The organism is Fructobacillus sp. EFB-N1, from assembly GCF_001038455.1.
Lineage (GTDB): Bacteria > Bacillota > Bacilli > Lactobacillales > Lactobacillaceae > Fructobacillus > Fructobacillus cardui.
Genome location: NZ_LDUY01000004.1, coordinates 62,955 through 83,121, shown reverse-complemented (window position 1 = coordinate 83,121; position 20,167 = coordinate 62,955). Strand labels below are relative to the sequence as shown.

At 45.4% G+C, this 20,167-nt stretch carries 18 protein-coding genes; 16 read left to right on the top strand and 2 right to left on the bottom strand.

Features of this window, described 5'->3' with window-relative positions:
* Window positions 1–129 precede the first annotated feature (129 nt).
* The 13 genes from FEFB_RS01425 to FEFB_RS01365 all read left to right on the top strand — a co-directional run bounded on the left by FEFB_RS01425 (window position 130) and on the right by FEFB_RS01365 (window position 15,496).
* On the top strand, window positions 130–1,611 hold the full coding sequence (locus FEFB_RS01425) for a DUF2130 domain-containing protein (protein WP_047974489.1): 1,482 nt from the start codon (window positions 130–132) through the stop codon (window positions 1,609–1,611).
* 52 nt (window positions 1,612–1,663) lie between these two features.
* Entirely contained in the window at window positions 1,664–2,611 is a 948-nt protein-coding gene (gene glyQ / locus FEFB_RS01420) for a glycine--tRNA ligase subunit alpha (RefSeq protein WP_047974471.1), read from the top strand.
* Window positions 2,611–4,668, top strand: coding sequence for a glycine--tRNA ligase subunit beta (gene glyS, locus FEFB_RS01415; RefSeq protein WP_047974470.1), 2,058 nt, complete (start codon window positions 2,611–2,613; stop codon window positions 4,666–4,668). The genes glyQ and glyS overlap by 1 nt, the downstream gene beginning before the upstream one ends.
* A 248-nt stretch (window positions 4,669–4,916) precedes the next feature.
* Entirely contained in the window at window positions 4,917–6,770 is a 1,854-nt protein-coding gene (gene lepA / locus FEFB_RS01410) for a translation elongation factor 4 (protein ID WP_047974469.1), read from the top strand.
* 91 nt (window positions 6,771–6,861) lie between these two features.
* Window positions 6,862–8,010, top strand: a complete 1,149-nt coding sequence (locus FEFB_RS01405; RefSeq protein WP_082131875.1) for a zinc-binding alcohol dehydrogenase family protein — start codon at window positions 6,862–6,864, stop codon at window positions 8,008–8,010.
* A 74-nt stretch (window positions 8,011–8,084) separates the two neighbouring features.
* Entirely contained in the window at window positions 8,085–8,975 is an 891-nt protein-coding gene (gene prmA, locus FEFB_RS01400) for a 50S ribosomal protein L11 methyltransferase (RefSeq protein ID WP_047974468.1), read from the top strand.
* Window positions 8,976–8,995: 20 nt separating this feature from the next.
* Window positions 8,996–9,739, top strand: coding sequence for a 16S rRNA (uracil(1498)-N(3))-methyltransferase (locus FEFB_RS01395; protein WP_047974467.1), 744 nt, complete (start codon window positions 8,996–8,998; stop codon window positions 9,737–9,739).
* Between the two features lie 95 nt (window positions 9,740–9,834).
* Complete coding sequence (locus tag FEFB_RS01390; protein ID WP_047974466.1) at window positions 9,835–10,230, top strand: hypothetical protein; 396 nt, start codon at window positions 9,835–9,837, stop codon at window positions 10,228–10,230.
* A 96-nt stretch (window positions 10,231–10,326) separates the two neighbouring features.
* The gene (locus FEFB_RS01385; protein WP_047974465.1) at window positions 10,327–11,952 is read left to right on the top strand and encodes an ABC-F family ATP-binding cassette domain-containing protein; all 1,626 of its coding nucleotides are present in this window, start codon (window positions 10,327–10,329) and stop codon (window positions 11,950–11,952) included.
* A 75-nt stretch (window positions 11,953–12,027) separates the two neighbouring features.
* On the top strand, window positions 12,028–13,191 hold the full coding sequence (locus tag FEFB_RS01380; protein ID WP_047974464.1) for a hydroxymethylglutaryl-CoA synthase: 1,164 nt from the start codon (window positions 12,028–12,030) through the stop codon (window positions 13,189–13,191).
* A 134-nt stretch (window positions 13,192–13,325) separates the two neighbouring features.
* Complete coding sequence (locus tag FEFB_RS01375; RefSeq protein ID WP_047974463.1) at window positions 13,326–13,772, top strand: nucleoside 2-deoxyribosyltransferase; 447 nt, start codon at window positions 13,326–13,328, stop codon at window positions 13,770–13,772.
* A 64-nt stretch (window positions 13,773–13,836) separates the two neighbouring features.
* Window positions 13,837–14,106 carry an ACT domain-containing protein gene (locus tag FEFB_RS01370; RefSeq protein WP_047974462.1) on the top strand — a complete coding sequence of 90 codons (270 nt, stop codon included), beginning with the start codon at window positions 13,837–13,839 and terminating at the stop codon, window positions 14,104–14,106.
* A 46-nt stretch (window positions 14,107–14,152) separates the two neighbouring features.
* Window positions 14,153–15,496 (top strand): PFL family protein, encoded by a 1,344-nt coding sequence (locus FEFB_RS01365; RefSeq protein ID WP_047974461.1) that lies wholly within the window; start codon window positions 14,153–14,155, stop codon window positions 15,494–15,496.
* A gap of 124 nt (window positions 15,497–15,620) precedes the next feature.
* Here FEFB_RS01365 and FEFB_RS01360 read toward each other — a convergent pair whose 3' ends face one another.
* Entirely contained in the window at window positions 15,621–15,881 is a 261-nt protein-coding gene (locus tag FEFB_RS01360) for a hypothetical protein (RefSeq protein WP_047974460.1), read from the bottom strand.
* Between the two features lie 139 nt (window positions 15,882–16,020).
* Between FEFB_RS01360 and xerC the strand changes: the two genes are divergently transcribed.
* From xerC to FEFB_RS01345, 3 genes are all read left to right on the top strand, one after another.
* A complete protein-coding gene (gene xerC / locus FEFB_RS01355; RefSeq protein ID WP_047974459.1) occupies window positions 16,021–16,965 on the top strand; it encodes a tyrosine recombinase XerC in 945 nt (314 codons plus the stop codon).
* A 78-nt stretch (window positions 16,966–17,043) separates the two neighbouring features.
* Window positions 17,044–17,919 carry an aldose 1-epimerase family protein gene (locus tag FEFB_RS01350; protein ID WP_047974458.1) on the top strand — a complete coding sequence of 292 codons (876 nt, stop codon included), beginning with the start codon at window positions 17,044–17,046 and terminating at the stop codon, window positions 17,917–17,919.
* A 74-nt stretch (window positions 17,920–17,993) separates the two neighbouring features.
* Window positions 17,994–18,887, top strand: a complete 894-nt coding sequence (locus FEFB_RS01345; protein ID WP_053068907.1) for a hypothetical protein — start codon at window positions 17,994–17,996, stop codon at window positions 18,885–18,887.
* 383 nt (window positions 18,888–19,270) lie between these two features.
* On the opposite strand, the gene FEFB_RS01340 is transcribed toward FEFB_RS01345, so the two are convergent.
* Window positions 19,271–20,149: an N-acetylmuramoyl-L-alanine amidase gene (locus tag FEFB_RS01340; protein ID WP_047974457.1), complete on the bottom strand. Its 879-nt coding sequence runs from the start codon at window positions 20,147–20,149 to the stop codon at window positions 19,271–19,273.
* Window positions 20,150–20,167 lie beyond the last annotated feature (18 nt).

The window sequence follows — 20,167 nt, the reverse complement described above, 5'->3', positions numbered from 1 at the left end:
ACCGTGAAAGTGTCAACGACTGAGCAATTAGCCGTTGGAAATCAGGTGGAACCGCGCGTTAGCGTCCTGATGTCAAATTTTGACATTGGGACTGTTAACCGCGGTTTTTTGTCAGATAAGGAGGACTTTATGGCAAAGCTGAAGTATCATTTGGAGTCGGACACGGTTTTGGTTTTAAACGAGGATGGCCATGCCGGTGATACCCTTGATTTGAAAGACGAGCTCCAAGTTGATACGAGTCAACTGGGGGTGGCTGTGCAAACGGCCATTGATGAAAAATTAGCTCAGGAAAAGGTCGATTGGGAAAAGAGCCAGCAAGACTTGGTCAAGGCACAAATTGACCAGGAAAAGCAGAAGGCTGATTTAGCACTGGAGAAGGCCAAGCAGGCTGAAAGGGATGCGGCCCAGAAAGAACAAAACCAACTGCATGACCAATTGCTGCAACTCCAAGCACAGTTGGACCAGGAAAAGCAAAAATCTGATTTAGCGCTGGAGAAGGCTAAGCAAGCTGAGAAGGACGCGGCCCAAAAAGAAAAGACGGAGCTGCAAGACCAACTGACGCAGTTACGTTCACAGCTAGACGCGTTTAAGGACCAGGAAGCTGCTAACAAGGCGCTGGCGCTGGCTGAACAAAAGGAAAACCTGCAGAGCACCTACCAAGCTGAAAAGGACCAGGCCGGTCAGCATCGACAGGAACTAGAAAAGCAACTGGCCGATTTGAAAAATCAGGTTGAAAATCAGGGTCGCGACCAAGAGCTAGCCTTGGCAAAAGTGAAGTCAGACTACGATGCGCAATTGCAGGCAGCTCAAGAGCAAGTCGAATTCTATAAAGACTTTAAGGCCCGGCAGTCAACCAAGGAAATTGGCGAAAGTTTGGAAGTTTACGCTCATCAGGAATTTAATAAAATTCGCCCTTACGCTTTTCCCAATGCTTACTTTGAGAAGGACAACGAGGTTTCAAAACAATCCGGATCAAAGGGTGATTTTATTTTTCGTGATTATCAAGATGATGTTGAATTTATTTCCATCATGTTTGATATGAAAAATGAGGCGGATGCGACCGAGCAGAAGCATAAGAACGCAGATTTTTTTAAGGAACTGGATAAGGATCGCAGGGAAAAGAAAACGGAATATGCCGTTTTGGTTTCGATGCTGGAAGCCGATAACGAGTACTATAACACCGGAATTGTTCAGGTGCCGGACTACGAGAAAATGTACGTCATCCGTCCACAATTCTTTGTCCATTTTATCGGCCTTTTGCGCAATGCGGCCTTGGATTCCCTCCAATATCGGCGGGCGCTGATTGAAGAACGCAATCAAAACATTGATATTACGAACTTTGAAGACAATATCACGGCCTTCAAGGACCGCTTTGCTAAAAACTATAATTCCTACTCGAGCAACTTCCAAAAGGCAATCGAACAGATTGACCGGGCGATTAGCCAGATGGAAAATGTGAAAAAGAGCCTGACGACTTCTGAAAATCAGATTCGTCTTGCTAACAATAAATTAGAGGATTTGACCGTCAAAAAATTGACCAAGAATAATCCAACCATGATGACGAAGTTTGCTGATTTAAAAGCGGACCAAGGCGGTGAAGGAAAGCCGTAAATTCGTCACAGCGTTTTAAAATTTTAATGATGAAAGAATAAAGGAAAGACTTATGTCCAGTGAAAAATTATCAGTACAAGACATTATTTTGACACTGCAAGAGTTTTGGGCCGAAAAGGGTGCTAACTTGATGCAGGCTTACGATAACGAAGTCGGAGCGGGAACTCAAAGCCCTTATACCTTCTTACGTGCTAATGGTCCAGAACCTTGGCGAGCAGCCTATGTTCAGCCATCTCGGCGACCAGCTGATGGCCGTTATGGTGACAACCCCAACCGCTTGTTCCAACACCACCAATTCCAGGTGGTAATGAAGCCGTCACCTGACAATATTCAGGAATTGTACCTTGCTTCTTTGGAAGCCCTGGGCATCAAGCCATTGGAACACGACATTCGTTTCGTTGAAGATAACTGGGAAAACCCTTCAATGGGTGCGGCCGGAATCGGTTGGGAAGTTTGGCTAGACGGGATGGAAGTGACCCAGTTCACTTATTTCCAACAGGTTGGTGGAATCGAAGTTGATTCCGTTACGGCTGAAATTACCTATGGTTTGGAACGGTTAGCTTCTTACATCCAAGACGTACCAACGGTTTACGATTTGGAATGGGGCCATGGCGTTTTGTATGGTGATATTTTCAAAGAACCAGAATACGAACACTCAAAGTATGCCTTTGAAGAGTCAAATCAGGGAATGTTGCTCCAACATTTTGATGATTATGAAAAGGAAGCACAGCATAATTTGGAATTAGGCTTGGTTCATCCAGCCTATGACTATATTTTGAAGTCTTCTCATACCTTTAACCTGTTGGATGCCCGGGGAACGGTCTCCGTTACGGAACGAGCTGGTTATTTGCACCGAATTCGGACAATGGCTCGGAAGGTTTCAAAGGTCTTTATTGAAGAACGAGCTAAGCTTGGCTTCCCATTGTTGAAGGATGAAGCATTACGTGAAAAGTACTTGGGTGCTAAGGGAAAGTACGCCAAGAAGGAGGATCAGGACTAATGGCAGATTTTATTTTAGAAATTGGTTTGGAAGAGATGCCAGCCCACTTGGTAACGAGTTCTGAAAAGCAGCTGGTCGACCGAGTTTCTGATTTCTTAGACGAACACCGACTCGATTATGAAGCAATGAAGCCATTCTCAACGCCACGACGTTTGGCTGTTGAGTTGACTGGCTTGGCAGCCGGTTCAAAGGCTGTTGAAGAAGAGAAGCGTGGCCCAGCCGTTGATCGTGCCAAGGACGAAAATGGTGACTGGTCAAAGGCTGCTCAGGGATTTGCCCGTGGAAAGAAGACCACACCGGAAGCCTTGATTGAAAAAGATGGCTACTTGTGGGCCAAAACTGAAATTGCTGGTGTGCCAGCTGCTGAAATTTTGGCAAAGTTGGGCACTGAAGTTGTTGAAAAAATGACCTTCTCAACTTACATGAAGTGGGGCAATCATAGCTTCTCTTACATCCGTCCAATCCGCTGGTTAGTAGCACTTTTGGACCAGGATGTGGTTGATTTTTCTGTTTTGGACGTTCAAACAGGTCAAACAACCCGTGGTCACCGCTTCCTATCAACGGAAAACGTGACGATTCCGAGTGCCACTGATTACGAGCAGACGTTGCAAGACGCCTTTGTTATGGCTGATGCAGCCAAGCGTAAGTCCACCATTCAAGCACAGTTGGAAAAGATTGCCCAGGACCAAAACTGGGACTTGGATTTGACGACTGATCAGGCACAAGACCTTTTGGAAGAAGTTAACAACATCGTTGAGTGGCCAACCGCCTTTGCCGGTAACTTTGACCAAAAGTACTTGGATTTGCCAAAGGAAGTCTTGGTAACCTCGATGCGTGACCACCAGCGCTTCTTCTTTGTAACCGATGATCAGGGTGAATTGTTGCCACACTTCCTTTCTGTTCGCAATGGAAATGAAGAGAACTTGGCCAATGTTGTGGCTGGAAACGAAAAGGTTTTGGTTGCTCGGTTGGAAGATGCGGTCTTCTTCTACCAGGAAGACCAACAAAAGTCGATTGACGACTACATGGACCGCGTGAAGAAGCTGGTCTTCCATGAGAAGATTGGTACTGTCTACGAACACATGGTTCGTGTACGGGCTTTGGCTGGCCAATTAGGTCAGGCACTGGGTCTGTCATATGAAGAGTTGTCTGATTTGAACCGGGCTACTGAAATTTATAAGTTCGATTTGATGACCGGTATGGTCGGTGAATTTGACGAATTACAGGGTGTGATGGGTGAGCATTACGCCAAGCTCTTTGGTGAAAATGACGTCGTTGCTCACGCGATTTTGGAGCACTATTTGCCAACTTCAGCCACTGGCGAAGTCGCTGATTCAAAAATTGGGGCGGTGCTGGCGGTTGCCGATAAGCTCGATTCTATTGTGACTTTTTTTGCGGCTGATTTGATTCCATCAGGTGCCAACGACCCTTATGGCTTGCGTCGAGCAGCAACTGGGGTAGTGCGAACACTGGAAGCACACGACTGGCACTTAGATTTGTTGTCCGTCTTAGCGAATTTTAAGGACCAGAACAAGGACGTAGCCGATACTGATTTGGCACAGGTAATTACATTCTTGACGGACCGTGTCAAGAAGCAGGCCGCAGATGCCGGTGTTCGTTCGGACATTGTTTCGGCTGGAACGGCCAACGTGGTCACTGGTGATTTGGTTTACGTGGCTGATCGAACAGAGGTTTTGGCCAAACACTCAAAGGATGCTAACTTCCGCGATGTGATGGAAGCTTTGTCTCGGGTAAGTCGCTTGGCAAGTAAGGAACGAATTGAGGCTGCCGTTAAGCCTGACTTGCTTGAGAACGACCAAGAAAAGGCTTTGTACGAAGCAAGTAAGGATTTGAACCTGGTTGACTTGGAAAATCAAGGGGCGGAAGCACTGTACCAAGCACTGGCTGCTTTGCAGGAACCGATTGCTGCTTATTTTGAGAATACATTAGTTAACGACAAGAAGACGGCAGTTAAGAATAATCGTTATGCGCAGTTGAATGCATTGGACCAGTTAATTACTGGTCTGGGGGATATTGAACAAATTGTGATTAAATAAGTAGACTTATAAGTTAACTTAATAAGAGAAAACAGGTGAGAATAGCTTCTCCCTGTTTTTTATGTGGATAAAAAGGTTAGGAATACCGCAAAAATTAGTCGGATTGTTGTTGCTTGGTGGTTGGGTGAATCTGGTGGATATTTTTTGACTGTGTATGCTTCAAGGCAAAACCAGAATACCTCTTTGTTTCATCAGGGTTTTCCTGTAAAATGGATAGTAAGTACAGACTCTAAAAAAGCAGGATATTCATGGCAGATTTTACTTTAGAAGAATTAAAAAAACGGCAAAAGCGTATTCGAAACTTTTCCATTGTGGCCCATATTGATCACGGAAAGTCGACAATTGCCGACCGGATTTTGGAACAGACCCAAACGGTGGCCGAACGTGATATGCAAAACCAGCTGCTGGATACCATGGATTTGGAACGGGAGCGCGGGATTACCATTAAGTTAAATGCGGTCGAGGTTCATTACAAGGCTAATGATGGCGAAACCTATATCTTTCATTTGATTGATACACCGGGGCACGTGGACTTCTCTTATGAAGTTTCACGGTCTTTGGCGGCGGCGGAAGGGGCCATCTTAGTGGTTGATGCTGCCCAGGGAGTGGAAGCTCAAACTTTAGCCAACGTTTATTTGGCGATTGATAACGATCTTGAAATCTTACCGGTTATTAATAAAATCGATTTGCCTGCTGCTGATCCAGAAAAGGTCAAGGGCGAAATTGAGGACGTGATTGGTCTTGATGCCTCTGATGCCGTTTTAGTGTCGGCTAAGCAGGGAATCGGTATTCCTGAACTCTTGGAACGGATTGTTTCTGATTTTCCAGCGCCGGATGGTGACCTTGAGGCGCCATTACGGGCTTTGATTTTTGACTCACAGTACGATGCTTATCGTGGCGTTGTGGTCAATTTGCGAGTTCGTGAAGGGATTGTCAAACCTGGTGATCGAGTGAAAATGATGAACACTGGGGCGGAATACGAAGTGACGGAAGTCGGTGTCATGTCACCGAATGCGCAAAAGCGTGATTACTTGATGGCTGGTGATGTTGGCTATTTGACGGCATCCATTAAGGACATTCAGACTACGCATTCAGGAGATACGGTGACGCTGGTCGACAATCCGGCTGATGAACCACTCCCTGGTTATCAGCCAATGACACCTATGGTTTATTCGGGATTATATCCTTCGGATAATGCCAAGTACGGTGACTTACGAGAAGCGTTGGAAAAGTTGCAGTTAAATGATGCTGCGCTGACTTTTGAGCCCGAAACGTCGCAAGCCTTGGGATTTGGTTACCGAGTTGGGTTCCTGGGCCTCTTGCACATGGATGTTATTCAAGAGCGGTTGGAACGTGAGTTCGATTTGGACTTGGTAACAACGGCACCATCTGTTACTTACCGGGTCACGACGGTTGACGGTGAAGTCTTGATGATTGAAAATCCATCTGAACTGCCGGAGAGTCAACAAATCAAAATGATTGAAGAACCATTTATTCATGGCAATATCATGGTTCCAAACGAATACGTTGGGGCGGTGATGGAATTAGCCCAACGCAAGCGTGGCGAATTCGATACAATGGAATACCTGGATGAAAACCGGGTTAACGTTAAGTATTACCTGCCACTGTCTGAAATCATCTTTAATTTCTTTGACAAGTTGAAATCGTCAACGCGCGGCTATGCTTCCTTGGATTATGAAATCGATGGCTATCGCCCAGCTGATTTGGTCAAGATTGATATTCTCTTGAATTCTGAAAAGGTCGATGCCTTGTCCTTTATTGTTCACCGCGATTTTGCGGCAGAACGCGGTCGTGTGATTACTTCGAAATTGAAGGAAATCATTCCACGACAAAACTTTGAAATTCCAGTCCAAGCCGCAATTGGAAACAAGATTTTGGCCCGAACAAACATCAAGGCTTACCGCAAGGATGTGACCTCCAAGATTCATACGGGTGATCCTGATCGTCGAGCCAAGCTTTTGGATAAGCAAAAGCGTGGTAAGGCAAGGATGAAGGCTGTGGGGACGGTTACTGTTCCGCAAGAGGCATTCATGGCTGTTTTGCAGACGGACGATGATGAAAAGTATGCCCGTGGTAATTAATTTTTGGTACCTTCTGAGTGGTCTTGTTTGAAAAAATCAGGAATCCAGTTTAAAATGGCGGTACAAGCGATTTGAAGGAGAGCGTAGCTGAATGTCTTTAAAAACTGTATTTCAAAAAGTAACCAACTACTTTCAACCTAAAATGATTGCAATTGGTATTACTCATAATGGGTCTTTAGAAGCAGCAGATGCTTTTGTTGAACGGCAAGTGCGCAAACCAACGCCGGACGACCGTGAGGTTTTGGTTCGGATTTTGGCAACGGCGGTTAACCCTGTCGACACGAAGATGCGGGCTGGTTATCGCCAGGACGGTGTTTTTCGCGTTTTTGGTCTTGATGTTGTTGGTGTGATTGAAGAGGTCGGTAAGGACGTGACTGACTTTTCTGTTGGCGACCGCGTTTTTTATGCTGGTAAGCAACACGCCTTTGGTGCCGATACCGAGTTTCAAGTGATTGAGGCCGACATGATTGCGTTGGCACCAAAGAATTTGGATAATGTCGATGCGGCAGCCATGCCCTTAACTTCCATCACGGCTCACGATGTTTTGCACCACGGTTTTCATTTACCGGTGGCGCAGAATAGTGCCCAGGGAAAATCAGTACTCATTATCAATGGTGCTGGTGGTGTTGGTTCGGTTTTGGTTCAGATGGCCAAGTACCTTGGAATGACTGTGCTTGCTACGGCGGGAACAACTGAATCCAAAAATTGGGTTAGAGAGTTGGGGGCTGATTTTGTCCTTGATTATCATGACGACTTGCAAAAACAGTTGGCAGCGATTCATTTCCCCCAGGTTGACTACATTGCGAATTTGCAGGATACAACGGCTTATTGGGATTTGATGGCAGCAGTCATCAAGCCTTATGGGGAAATTGCAGCGATTGTTGAAACGACCTTACCAGTTGACCTAGGTGATTTAAAGAGTAAAGCTGCTTCGTTTTCTTGGACCTTTATGTTGGCCCGCGGCAATGAAAACTTTAATCTTGCTGAGCAAGGCCAAATTTTGCGTGATGTCGCCAACCTTTTGGACCAAGGGGTCATTCGCCCAACCGTTACCAAGGTCTACCAGGGATTATCAGTTGAAAACGTGCGTCATGCTAATCAAGATGTCACTAGTCACCATACGATGGGGAAAGTTGTTATTGATTATATGGCCGAAGAAGAGGCCAATAATAAGGTTGAACAGACGGTTGCTAATAATGTAGCGCCAGTTGAAGTCACAATGGCAGATGCTAATAATTAACACGATTTGGGGCGGGGACCAAGCGGTCCTCGTTTTTATTTGAGTTGTTGCAGGAATAATAAACGAGGAAAAAGATGATTACGTATCAAAAGGTTGTCTGGCAGGTACCGGCTGAAAATCAGGATGTAGTGATTGCAACCTTGGTAGCGCTCGGGGCAGAAGGTGCCGAGCAGAGGACAGACACGGTCACTATTTACCAGGATGTTAATCAAGAAGGTTTTGAAAATCAGATTGCGACCTACATTGCTGGTTTAACGGCCCTGGCTGAGCGGGGACTGGCCATTAATAGCCAGCCAATTTCACAGGAACGATTGGATTCATCAACCTTTGAAAACGAATGGAAGAATTATTACCATGCCAGTCGCGTGACCAATAAGTTTACGGTGGTGCCTGCTTGGGAAGACTACCAAAAGGCGCAAGACCAGGAAAAATTAATCGTGATGGATCCAGACCAAGCTTTTGGTACCGGTACTCATCCAACTACTTCGTTGATGATTCAAGCATTGGAAGCCGTTGTTCGTGGCGGTGAAAAAACGATTGACGTTGGGACCGGATCGGGTGTTTTAGCAGTGGCTGCCAAGCACCTGGGTGTTGGTTCGGTATTGGCGACTGATATTGACGAAGAGGCAGTGGCAACGGCCCAAGCTAATTTGGCATTGAACCCTGTTGCTAGTGATGTCACCGTGATTGCGTCGGATTTGATGCAGGATGTGCCACAAGAGTGGAGCAAGTCTGAGTTAATTATGGCGAACATCTTGGCCGATGTGATTGCGCCGCTGATTCCTCAAGTGATGCCGATGCTGACGGCTGGCGGTTACTTCTTGGTTTCAGGAATTTATGATGATGTGGAACCCGCGATTAAACAGGCCTTGGAAAGCCACGGACTAACCATCGTTCAGCACTTAAACCAAGGAACCTGGCATGCCTTTATTACCAAAAAGGCAGATGACTTAATCAACGACTGATTTTTTAGGAAGAGAAATCGATGCAACGTTACTTTTTAGAAGAACCCATTCAAAATAACATCATCCTGACGGCTGATATGCCAGCTTTTAAGCACTTGGTGAAGGTTTTACGCGCCAAGGTTGGGACGAAAGCAGAATTTTTTGATGGCCAATCGCGTTTGGTGCTTGGCCAAGTCGAAGACATCAGCCAAGACCAGGCCACTATTACGGTACTGGCCGACATTGACCAGCAGGTGGAATTACCTGTTGAGGTCACGCTGGTTGTTTCACCGATTAAAAAAGATCGCAACGAATGGCTGGCTGAGAAGGCAACCGAATTGGGGGCGAGTCGTTTACTTTTCGTGCCGATGGAACGGTCGGTCGTTTCCTGGAATGAAAAACAGGAAGCAAAGCAATTAGAACGACTGCGAGCCAAAGCGGTTGGTGCTGCCGAACAATCACACCGACTGAAAGTGCCGGAAATCTACTTTGCTGATTTTGCTGAGGTTTTGACACTGGAAAAGGATCAGGGATTGGTCGCTTGGGAAGAATCTGCCAAGCAGGGCGAAAAGGCGGCTTTGGTTGACTTGGCGCAAGCCAGCCAGCCCGGCCAACGCTTTGTGGCTGTCTTTGGCCCAGAGGGTGGTTTGACCGAAGAAGAGATTAATACCTTGCAAGAAGCCGGCTATCGTCCAGGCGGCTTGGGCCCACGAATCTTGCGGGCGGAAACGGCGCCGCTATATACATTAGCCGCTTTATCAACATTATTAGAATTAGAAAAATAACAGAAAAATGAGTCGGGGTTGTCAAAAACCTTGCCCTCATCGGCTAAACAGCCTATAATTTGTTATAATAATTTCACTGTGAATGAGGTTTTTACATGCGTAATTTTTTAAATAAATTACACCACTCAACTTGGTTTTATAACTTATTGGTCATGATTTTCGTGGCAGTCTTGTTGCCATTTGTGGCCGACAAATTTGACTGGTCCGATATTAATCTGGTCTTTTGGCTCTGCTTTGTCTTAAATGGGGGCTTTGCTTTGTACTTTGGCGCTCAAATTCGCAAGCACGGTCTGCGTTTTTACTGGATTTTTGTGCAGCCACTGCTTTTTGGCGTGGTGACTACCTGGTCCTTTGACTGGGTTGATACTGAATATGGTTATTATTTGGCCGGTTTGTACCTGGTTTTGACGATTTTTACTTTTTGGTCTGATACGCGGTCTGACCCTGATGAAGACTTATTGCCAATCGATGGCGGTTATGAAGATCTTTAAATAATCGAAGAAAGCGCCCCCCAAAAGGGGGCGTTTTTCTGTTAAAATACTAAGAGAATAATTTTTTTACTTTTTACCCCCTTGGAGGAAGCATTCGTGATTACTGTTGCAGACATGTCATTTTCATTTTCTGGTAAGAAACTTTACCAGGACGTTAACTTAAAGTTGGTCCCCGGCCATACATACGGCATTATCGGAGCCAATGGTGCCGGTAAATCAACCTTTTTGAAATTGCTTCAGGGGGAATTGGAACCGACTGAGGGTGTCATCAGCATTAGCGATAACGACCGGATGTCATCTCTACAGCAGGATCACTTCGCCTTTGACGACTTTACAGTGATGGATACGGTTATCCAGGGGCATGAACGTCTCTACCAGGTTAAGACCGAAATGGACGCCATCTATGCGAAGCCTGATTTTTCAGATGAAGACGGGGTGCGTGTAGGTGACTTGTCTGCCGAATTCGAAGAGTTAGACGGCTGGAACGCTGAAACTGAAGCAGCACAACTGCTGACTAAGTTGGGCATCGACGAATCAATGCAACAGAGCATGATGGGCGACTTGACTGAAAACGATAAGGTTAAGGTTTTGTTGGCTCAGGCTTTGTTTGGTAATCCAGATATCTTGGTTTTGGATGAGCCGACCAACGGGTTGGATGTTCAGACGATTGCCTGGTTGGAAGACTTCTTGGCTGACTTTGAAAACCTCGTGATTGTTGTTTCGCACGATCGTCACTTCTTGAACGTCGTGTCAACGAATATCTTGGACGTAGACTACGGTAAGATTACGCCGTTCGTTGGAAACTACGATTTCTGGCGTGAATCAGCTGAATTGGCCCAACGCCTGGCCTCACAGCAAAACGCTAAGAAGGAAGAGCAAATCAAGCAGCTGCAAGAATTCGTGGCACGATTCTCTGCCAACGCCTCAAAGTCAAAGCAGGCAACGGCTCGTAAGAAGCAGTTGGATAAGATTACTTTGGATGATATCAAGCCTTCATCACGTAAGTACCCTTACATTTCCTTCCCATTGAACCGTGAATTGGGGAATGATTTAGTTCGCGTTGAAGGGGTCTCTAAGACGATTGATGGCGAAAAGGTTTTGGATAACATTACCTTTACTGGCCGTCCTGGCGATAAGATTGCCATCTTGTCCCGGTCTGATTTAGCAACGACCACGTTGATGCAAATTTTGGCGGGCACGATGGAACCCGATACAGGATCTGTTACTTGGGGCGTTACGACTACCCAGTCATACTTGGCTAAGGATTTGAACGATAACTTCGACGACCAGGAAAAGGTCATCTTGGATTGGTTGCGCGATTTTGCCGAAGAAGAGCAAAAGGATAACACGTCATTGCGTGGTATGCTTGGCCAAATGCTCTTTAAGGGTGATGATGCCTTGAAGCAGATTAAAGTTTTGTCCGGTGGTGAAAAGGTTCGAATCGTTTTGGCTAAGTTGATGCTGTTGAAGGCCAACGTTTTGTTGCTTGACGATCCAACAAATCACTTGGATTTGGAATCAATTCAGTCATTGAACGATGCGGTTGCAGACTTTAAGGGTTCTGTTATTATGACTTCTCATGACCACGAGTTCTTGGAAACAACGGCCAACCATATTGTCGAAGTTTCTGCCAAAGGTGTGGTTGACCGTTTGGATACAACTTATGATGACTTTATTAACACGGACAGTATTCAAGCCAAGGTGAAGGCTTTGTACGATTAATTCATGAGCTGATGGTGAGAACTATCAAGGAGCGCTTTCGAGCGCTTTTTTGCTTAAGTAAAAAGGAGATTTTTAATGGCTGCAGGTATTGATAAATTAGCTTTCTACACGCCAGGACTAGCACTTGATATGGTCGAATTGGCAAAAGCCAGAGGCGATGAACCTGACAAGTATACGATTGGCATTGGTCAGTCGGTTCAATCTGTCGTGCCGAACTATGAAGACGTGGTGACGATGGGGGTCAATGCCGCCAAGAAAATCTTGACCGCTGACGATATCGTGGACATTGATATGCTGATTTTTGCTACTGAGTCCGGGGTTGATAATTCCAAATCAGCGGCCGTTTTTGCGCAGAAGTTGTTGGGCCTATCGCCATACATTCGCACGATTGAAATGAAGCAGGCCTGCTATGCTGGGACCTTTGGTTTGATGCAAGCCAAGGATTACGTGAACTTGCACCCCGACAAGAAAGTTTTGGTGATTGCGGCTGATATCGCTCGCTATGGGCTGAAGACAGCTGGAGAGGTCACGCAGGGGGCTGGTGCGATTGCCATGGTGGTGAGCGCTAATCCGGCCATTGCTGAAATCGAAGATGACTCTGTTTATATGAGCCAGGACGTTCCTGATTTTTGGCGGCCAGTGGCCGCAACGACGGCCTTGGTTGATGGCCATCTGTCAACGGATATTTACAAGGAAATGTTCTTGACGCTGTGGTCACGATATACAGAACAGACAAAGTTATCGTTGGCCGACTTTGCCGGTTTTGCCTTCCATCTGCCATACACGAAGATGGGCAAGAAGGCATTGGACCAAGTTTTGGACCAAGCGACACCTGAGCAGCAACAATTCCTCCAGGAACAATTGGCAGCTTCACAGATTTATAACCGTCAGGTTGGAAACCTCTATACGGGGTCAGTCTATCTCGCACTACTTTCCCTATTGCAGAATGGGCAAATCGCTGCCGGTCAACGGTTGGCTGTCTTTTCATATGGTTCAGGTGCGGAGGCCGAGCTCTTTTCATTAAAGGTCCAAGAAAACTTCCAGTCTGCTATTGCTAGCCAGAATGTTGATGGCATGTTGGCCGACCGTCGTCAGCTTTCAGTCAGTGAGTACGAGGACGTCTTCAATTCGCAGTTGTTTGACTATCAGGTTGATGTGACGACGGCGGGTTTTGAGAACGCGGGCTTGTGCCAATTTGTTGGCTGGCAAAATGGCCACCGTCAATACAAGATGAGCTAAAGACAAACATTTGAGGCAAAGCGTGCTAAACGTTCTATTTTTGTCCTATTTTTCATTTAGAATGTTATCCCGTTGCAACTTGCTTTTGGTAAACTAAGAGAATAGGTAAACAGGTAAGTAAAGGAGAATTACCCATGGCAAAGCGGATTTATTTGGCTGGACCATTTTTTTCAGAAACACAGATTAAGAAGGCTGAGCGCCTCGAAAAGGTCTTAGAAGAACACGACCAAGTTGGTCACGTTTTTTCACCTCGAAAGCATCAGCATGCTGAATATGAGCTTTTTTCAGAGCCATGGCGTCACGCCGCCTACGGGTCTGACGTTGAAGCCATCGACAATTGTGATGTGATGGTAGCGTTGGCTGATTTTGACCGGGCCGATACCGATTCAGGTACTGCTTGGGAAATCGGTTATGCGAAGGCCAAGGGAATTCCCGTTGTCGTCATCAAAGAGGAAGCGGATATTACGTTGAACTTGATGATTGCTATGTCATTAACGGCATACTTCGACAAGATTGAAGATGTCGCATCGTATGATTTGGAAGCTTTGCCAGCAAAGCCATATGATGGCGAAGTCATCTAAAAATCAGTCAAGTCGGGTCTGACAAAAATTGCAGGCTTTGAACCATTAATTAGAGGAGAAAATCATGATTAAAGCAGTTGTAACCGTTGTTGGCCAAGACCAAACAGGAATCGTTGCAGGAATTGCCACCACTTTGTCAGAACATGGGGTCAACATTTTGGACATGTCTCAGACCATTATGTCGAAGACGTTTACCATGTCAATGTTAGTAGCAATCGATGCTGCTGCTGATTTTGATGAAGTCTATGCCTCTGTTAAAGAGGAAGGCGCTCGCTTAGGCGTGACTGTGCACGTCCAACGAGAAGAAATTTTTGATACGATGTCCCACATCTAATTTTAAAAAAATTAGTGCGAACAAAGACGAAGAAAAGAAGCAAATAATGGATACAACACAAATTCGAGAAACAATTCAGATGGTCAAAGAAGATAACTTTGACATCCGGACGATTACGATGGGCATTTCTTTGCTGGACACTGTTGGTGGTTCAGTTGAAGAAACAGCGAAGAACGTTTATCAAAAGGTAACCACTTATGCCAAGAACTTGGTGGTAGTTGGTCAACAAATTGAACGTGAATATGGTGTACCCATTACGAATAAGCGGATTTCGGTCACGCCGGTTTCTTTGATTGCTGGTCATGCCGATGAAAAGGAAATCCTTGTTTTGGCGCATGCCTTAGATGATGCCGCTAAAGAGGTTGGCGTTGATTTTATTGGTGGCTATTCCGCTTTGGTCCAAAAAGGCTTTTCACATGGTGATTTAGCGTTGATTAAGTCATTGCCAAAGGCTTTGACGGAAACGGATGTTGTGATGTCATCCATTAACGTTGGTTCATCAAAAGCTGGGATCAACCTTGATGCCGTCAAGTTGATGGGTGAAATGATTAAGGCCATTACGGACAAGTCTGATACAGCAAATTCAAAGATGGTGGTCTTTGCCAATGCCGTTGAAGATAATCCCTTTATGGCTGGCGCCTTCCACGGTGTTTCAGAACCAGACGTTGTGATTAACGTCGGCGTTTCAGGCCCTGGTGTTGTTAAGCGTGCCTTGGAACAGGTCAAGGGTGAGTCCATTACAGTGGTTGCCGAAACTATCAAGAAGACGGCCTTTAAGATTACCCGTGTTGGTCAGTTAGTTGGAACGATTGCAGCGGAACGCCTTGGCGTACCGTTTGGAATTGTTGATTTGTCCTTAGCACCAACACCAGCTCGTGGTGATTCTGTAGCCGAAGTCTTGGAAGAAATCGGTTTGGAACAAGTTGGGACGCATGGAACGACTGCTGCTTTGATGCTCTTGAACGATGCCGTTAAAAAGGGTGGCGTGATGGCCGCACAAGGTGTTGGTGGTTTGTCTGGTGCCTTTATCCCCGTTTCAGAAGATGCCGGGATGATTGATGCCGTCCAGGCTGGAACATTGTCATTGGCCAAGTTAGAAGCGATGACGTCTGTTTGTTCGGTTGGGTTGGATATGATTGCCATCCCAGGTGATACACCAGCGACAACCATTTCAGCAATGATTGCTGATGAAGTAGCGATTGGGGTGCAAAACAACAAGACGACGGCTGTGCGAATCTTGCCAACGAATAGCACGAAGGTTGGTGACATGGTCGACTATGGTGGTTTGTTGGGAACTGCCCCAGTGATGCCAGTGGTTGATAAGTCTTCTACTGATTTTATTAATCGTGGTGGGCACGTGCCTGCACCAATTCATTCCTTTAAGAATTAAAAAAGAAAAAATGAGTCCTCGACCAGGTTTGGTTTGGGCTCATTTTTGTGCTGGTGCTGATATTTGGCATGGTAAATGATGATAAGAAAAAAGGCCCACTTTTGCAGTGGGCCTTTCATGCGTATTAGTTAAAATCATTGTGTTGATGGTGAGCGAGTCGACCATAAGAGTAGCGGTCGTTTTCAGCAACAACCCGCTTATTGAGTAAATCTTTGGCCTCATGGTGGGTTGGTGTAAAGGTCGTCCCGTTTTTCCATGCTTCTCGTTGGTCACGGTGATTTAAAATGTTATCACGGATGCTCAAGAAGAAGGCATCGACCTTGACCCGCTTCAACCCAAAAATGTGGCGTAAATAACTTCTGGTCGAATTAACTGGTAGATTCATGACGAAATCCTCCGTATCGTTTCTGTAATTAGTATTACTATACAATGCCATTCGTCTAATTACTGTCACATAGGTTAAGGTTAGTGGAATCCTAACTATCTTAAGTTCTTCTTAATATTTGTCTTTGTATAATGGAAATATGGAAATCAATGCTGTACAACAATACCAACAATACTTGCAGGCAGAACGTGGTTATTCGCTTCAAACTGTGAAAGCGTATCGAACTGATATTGACGAATTTGTGAACTATTTGACCGATAATGGGGGCTTTACTGGCTTTACCAGCATTAAAAGCTTAGATGTTCGAGTTTATTTAGCCAGCCTTTATGATCAAATGCTCGCGCGAACGACGATTGCTCGTAAGGTTTCGAGTCTGAAAAATTTCTATGCTTATTTGGTGAGTGAGAATTTAGCTGTTGATAATCCCTTTGATGGGGTAGCACTGCGGAAGCACCAGGCACATTTACCGGAATTTTTTTATGATAATGAGATGTTGGAACTCTTTCAGGTTGCTTATGACCAAAATGACCATCCCCTCTGGCGTCGAGATGCCGCTTTGTTGGAATTCTTATTCGCCACAGGAACCCGAGTTTCTGAATTTGCGGGACTGACATTGGACCAAATTGATTTAAATCAGCGTCTGGTGCTGATTCACGGAAAAGGGAATAAGGACCGATTTGTGCCCTTTGGTTCATATGCTAAGAAAGCCTTGGAAGATTATTTAGACAATTGCCGGCCGATGTTAATGGCTAAAAGTCACCGCTTAAACCAAAAAGATGTCGTCTTCTTAAATGCCAATGGTGGCCCAATCACTACTGCCGGTGTGACCTATATTCTCAACCAGTTGATGCAAAAAACGACCCTAACAGGTAAGATTCATCCGCACATGCTACGGCATAGCTTTGCGACTGCTTTGTTAAACCGAGGAGCAGATATGCGAACTGTTCAGGAATTACTGGGCCACGCCAATCTTTCAACGACTCAAATCTATACTCATGTTTCGAAAGCTATGCTCCAGGATTCGTATCAAAATTTCTTTCCACGGGCCAAAAAAGCGGGTGAAGGACACACAAAAAGAGGGTAATGATCTTTATCCAACAGTTTTTTTAAAGTGCGGGCCAATTAAATTGTCATTCTTAAGAATAGATAGTAAAATAAAGTTATGATAATTCTGGAGAATGACAAATTAAAGGTACAAATCAGCGAGCATGGTGCGGAGCTGATTTCAGCGTGGAATAAGGAAGCGGAACTAGAGTATATCTGGTATGGGGATCCCATGTATTGGGGTCGGCATGCGCCTAATCTTTTCCCTATTGTTGGTCGCCTTCAAGGTGATCAGTATGAACTGGCTGGTCAAACTTATTATATGAACCAGCACGGTTTTGCTCGAAATATGGATTTTTTGATTGTCAGTGAGCAGGATGACGCTGTTCGTTTGCGGTTGGAGGATTCCGAATCGACACGGCGAATTTATCCGTTCGCCTTTATTTTTGATGTTATCTTTACCCTGAATGGTTCATCATTGAAAGTTGAGTACGAAGTTAAGAATCCAGCGAGTCACGATTCACTGTTCTTCTCCGTTGGAGGGCATCCAGCCTTTAACCTCCCACTTGATGGTGGTAAATTCTCGGATTACTATTTGTCTGTGACCCCCGAAAAGGTTTACGATCGAATTCGTTTGGTTGGACCTTATTCGAATCCAAATGTGCCAACGCCATTCTCTTCCAATATTCCGTTGCGTCTGCGTCAAGAAGACTATCATGATGATGCCATTATTTTGAAGCTCGATCGCCAGAAGACAACCTTCTTGTTGGCTCGGTTAGCGAACCAGCATGGCATGGAAATGACGATTGATAATGCCCAGTTTGTTGGTGTTTGGACACCAGCCGGGAAGGATGCGCCGTTTATTGCCGTTGAACCTTGGTGGGGGATTGCCGATACGGTTGATGCCACCGGTAACTTTAAGGAAAAGTTTGGTGTGAACGTCCTTGCAGCGGGTGATACCTTTAACGGTTCCTACTCGATGAATTTCTTTTAAGCAAAATATTTTAAATCAATCAATGAAAGAAAAAAGCCAGCTGCTCATCCAGCTGGCTTTCGGATTATTAGACTATGAAAATTACAGAATTATTTGAACAGAAAAAGCCAATTGCCCAGTCAGCCTTAGCCGTTCCGATGGCATTAGGGCCGGCCGATAAATTTACGCCCTTTAAGCAGGCGTTAGACCAGAAGAATCCAGATGCTGTTATCTGGCAAGCTGATGCCATTGTGGATGAGTTTTCCAAAGAGGTCATTTGGGACCAGGTTAAGGCCGGTGGTGCGCAGGCGGTTGAAGAAAGAGACGCTTCCGCGATGAAAAAAGCCGCAATGAAGGCGGAATTGGACCAGGCGCACCAAGAATTTCTATCCAATTGGCCGGCTATGCACCAGCAAATTGTAAATGAATTAGTGGACAACGCTCTTCAAACAGTAGGAGATCACTTGGTTTTGCTGGCTTATACGACGAAAGAGGCCGGTGGTCAGGGAGAACTAGCGCCAGCTGACCAGGCTTATTTCTTAGCCACGGCATTGCAAGTCGGAGCGGACCGTTTTGCCGGAGTCTACTTGCCAGAGGAACTGGATGAAAATTTGCAGGAAAAGGTCATAACCGTCGCCAAGAAAGTGGCTGTTCCGGTTATTCGAACGGGCATAATTGACGATTTGACGCCAGAAACAATTCGAGCGGCATTCTCTGCTTTGTTGACCAAGAATCCGGATGTGGTGAATTTGCAGGTTGCAGCTGATCGGCTAGCTGAAATTGACTTAGCTGATTTTGAATTAATTTTAGCCGGTTTGGCTGATCGAGCCGGCGAAACTGCTCTTGTGTTAACGGTTACCGGTATCCTTTCGAAGGATCAAATTGAATCTTGGCTTGTTTTTCAATCTGCCCTCGTCACCCTAGCCTTAGGGGAAAATTGGCAGACACCGTTGATTAAAAGTACGATTAGTGAATTAGGTTGGGCGTAATTGTTACTGTATCTATGAGTTGATGTTTGGCTAGATTTTTTTCAACAATTTGTGCGATGCTACTTGTCTATAATTTCGGGAATCAGAATGCATTGAACTGTAAAAGTTGAATGCAGTAGTGCTCGATTGCCTATGATATAAAATAAATCTGCATGGATTAGAAGAACTCGTTTAAGAGATAAAAGCTTGCCTAACAAAGCTTGTGATGTTATACTATCGTTAACCAACTGAGGTAGTTTATCTATCTACCTACCCAGCACTCTTCGGAGTGCTGTTTTTTTATGCTCAAAACCTAGTTTTACTGGCTAGTCGTTCGACAGTATTACCGGTAGAAAAAGACTCCGTTTGCCTTATCGGTTGATAGGGAGAGCGGAGTCTTTGCTTTATTGTCCATTATTGTTTGGGTATAGGTTGCTTAGATAGGCAACCAAACCTGATTTGACATCGTGAGCAATCTTTTGCTGGTAGGAACTTTGACGAATGTAAGAGAAGTCATGGTCTGAATTAATGAAACCATTCTCGAGTAAGACGGCGGGTCTGGTGACGTCTTTAATCACGAGGTAAGGCATCGTTTCGTAACCGCGATTTTCAAGTGGTAGGTTATTCAGTGAGCCATTTAAAGCTTGGGCGAGTGATTGTGAATTATCATTATAATAATACTGGGAAACGCCAGAAGCGCTGTTATTAGACTCTGAGGAGTCGAAGTGGAAGGAAATCTGGGCATCGGCGTTATCCTTTTCGGCCTTGAGGGGGATGTAAAGTAGGGGAACGACGACATCCTTGGTGCGGACCATGATGACCCGCGCACCGGCATTCGTCAAAACTTTTTCAGTCGCCAACGCTGTTTTCAGGGTGTAGGTTTTTTCATAATGCTTGCCATCCGTTGAAATCGCACCGGTATCGGAACCACCGTGACCGGGGTCTAAGACGATGGTTGCTTCAGACAACTGGGTAGCAGTCTTCAATTTAGTGTTATTAGCAACCCAAGAAGCAACCCAACCCACTTTTTGGTTATTATCGCGCTTAACCTGCCACCAACCATTGTTTTTAGCAACGACAGTCAGTTTGGTGCCGGCCTTCAACTTGGTGATTTGTTTGTAGTTCAGTCCCGGACCCGTTCGTAAGGGAACTTGGTCTGGACGAGTCGTCAGTTGGTTTTGTTGCGCCAGCGAGATGATGAGAATCATGGTCGCAAAGGTGAAGACGCCAACGATGATGGCTCCGATTTTATTTTGTTTAATCCAATTTATTAAATGAAACATCAATCCGGCCTATTCTTC

What these genes read in the sequence shown, in the direction of transcription:
- FEFB_RS01425 (WP_047974489.1), top strand. Translation starts at nt 130, where the DNA reads ATGGCAAAGCTGAAGTATCATTTGGAGTCGGACACGGTTTTGGTTTTA.
- glyQ (WP_047974471.1), top strand. Translation starts at nt 1,664, where the DNA reads ATGTCCAGTGAAAAATTATCAGTACAAGACATTATTTTGACACTGCAA.
- glyS (WP_047974470.1), top strand. Translation starts at nt 2,611, where the DNA reads ATGGCAGATTTTATTTTAGAAATTGGTTTGGAAGAGATGCCAGCCCAC.
- lepA (WP_047974469.1), top strand. Translation starts at nt 4,917, where the DNA reads ATGGCAGATTTTACTTTAGAAGAATTAAAAAAACGGCAAAAGCGTATT.
- FEFB_RS01405 (WP_082131875.1), top strand. Translation starts at nt 6,862, where the DNA reads ATGTCTTTAAAAACTGTATTTCAAAAAGTAACCAACTACTTTCAACCT.
- prmA (WP_047974468.1), top strand. Translation starts at nt 8,085, where the DNA reads ATGATTACGTATCAAAAGGTTGTCTGGCAGGTACCGGCTGAAAATCAG.
- FEFB_RS01395 (WP_047974467.1), top strand. Translation starts at nt 8,996, where the DNA reads ATGCAACGTTACTTTTTAGAAGAACCCATTCAAAATAACATCATCCTG.
- FEFB_RS01390 (WP_047974466.1), top strand. Translation starts at nt 9,835, where the DNA reads ATGCGTAATTTTTTAAATAAATTACACCACTCAACTTGGTTTTATAAC.
- FEFB_RS01380 (WP_047974464.1), top strand. Translation starts at nt 12,028, where the DNA reads ATGGCTGCAGGTATTGATAAATTAGCTTTCTACACGCCAGGACTAGCA.
- FEFB_RS01375 (WP_047974463.1), top strand. Translation starts at nt 13,326, where the DNA reads ATGGCAAAGCGGATTTATTTGGCTGGACCATTTTTTTCAGAAACACAG.
- FEFB_RS01370 (WP_047974462.1), top strand. Translation starts at nt 13,837, where the DNA reads ATGATTAAAGCAGTTGTAACCGTTGTTGGCCAAGACCAAACAGGAATC.
- FEFB_RS01365 (WP_047974461.1), top strand. Translation starts at nt 14,153, where the DNA reads ATGGATACAACACAAATTCGAGAAACAATTCAGATGGTCAAAGAAGAT.
- FEFB_RS01360 (WP_047974460.1), bottom strand. Translation starts at nt 15,881, where the DNA reads ATGAATCTACCAGTTAATTCGACCAGAAGTTATTTACGCCACATTTTT.
- xerC (WP_047974459.1), top strand. Translation starts at nt 16,021, where the DNA reads ATGGAAATCAATGCTGTACAACAATACCAACAATACTTGCAGGCAGAA.
- FEFB_RS01350 (WP_047974458.1), top strand. Translation starts at nt 17,044, where the DNA reads ATGATAATTCTGGAGAATGACAAATTAAAGGTACAAATCAGCGAGCAT.
- FEFB_RS01345 (WP_053068907.1), top strand. Translation starts at nt 17,994, where the DNA reads ATGAAAATTACAGAATTATTTGAACAGAAAAAGCCAATTGCCCAGTCA.
- FEFB_RS01340 (WP_047974457.1), bottom strand. Translation starts at nt 20,149, where the DNA reads ATGTTTCATTTAATAAATTGGATTAAACAAAATAAAATCGGAGCCATC.